The sequence below is a fragment of the Aeromonas cavernicola genome (assembly GCF_002795305.1).
In the GTDB taxonomy this organism is placed as follows: Bacteria; Pseudomonadota; Gammaproteobacteria; order Enterobacterales; family Aeromonadaceae; genus Aeromonas; species Aeromonas cavernicola.
The window spans coordinates 1-1,108 of the sequence record NZ_PGGC01000056.1; the positions used below are offsets into that span (position 1 = coordinate 1).

Sequence of the window (1,108 nt, forward strand, 5' to 3'; positions counted from 1 at the left end):
AGCAGGAGCAATATTGCCGCTATCGGCAATTTTTCTCCTAAAGATAAAACACTCATTGCCGTTAAATATACCGAAGCAATCACGGGTTATTCAAAATCCAATGCTTGTACAACTAGGGTGTCTGTTCGTTTAAATAGGCACGGTTCATAAGAGACGGTTTTATTAAGTCTGCTCTTTCTAACGAATGGCGGGACGTCGTTTAAGCGACACGGCCTGCTGTCGAATATTTTTCGAGAGAATATATTTATGGCTATGTATATCAACACCAACACTTCATCTTTAAACGCACAGCGCAACCTGATGAATAGCTCCAAGTCACTGGATACCTCTTACACTCGTTTGGCTTCAGGTTTGCGTATTAACAGTGCTAAAGACGATGCGGCTGGTTTACAAATTTCTAACCGAATGACGTCTCAGATTAACGGGTTAGATCAGGGTAACCGCAACGCGAACGACGGTATCTCACTGGCACAGACCGCGGAAGGGGCGATGGATGAGATGACCGGTATGCTGCAGCGCATGCGTACGCTGGCTCAGCAATCTGCTAACGGCTCTTATTCAGAAAAAGATCGTGATGCGCTGCAAAAAGAGGTCGATCAATTAGGGGCGGAGATGAACCGAATTGCGAAAGACACCACCTTTGCAGGCACTAACTTACTGGATGGTAACTTCAGCGGTAGTTTCCAAGTGGGTGCGAATGCAAACCAAACAATAGGCTTTAGTTTGACGCAAGCAGGTGGCTTTAGCGTATCAGGTATTGCGACGGTTGCAAGTGCTGCTGATGTGTTTACGGGGGGGAGCACGGGTGGCATCAGCATTAGCACGCAAAGTAAAGCCCAAGATGTGCTTGCGGCGGCTGATGCCATGCTGAATGTGGTAGATGGCAAGCGAGCGGAGCTCGGTGCGGTGCAAAACCGTTTCGATGCGACCATTCGTAACCAAGCGAACGTCTCTGAGAACGTGAGTGCGGCTCGTTCACGTATTCGTGATGCTGATTTTGCAGTAGAAACGGCGAACATGACCAAGCAGAACATCCTGCAACAGGCCGCTTCTAGTGTACTGGCCCAGGCTAACCAACGTCCAATGGCAGCCCTGTCTTTACTTGGCT

At 48.6% G+C, this 1,108-nt stretch carries 1 protein-coding gene; it reads left to right on the top strand.

The genetic code is table 11. From position 1 onward, the window contains the following. Positions 1-246 precede the first annotated feature (246 nt). Positions 247-1,108 (top strand): flagellin N-terminal helical domain-containing protein (locus tag CUC53_RS06265; RefSeq protein WP_100293363.1); only part of this gene is annotated, 862 nt, incomplete at its 3' end.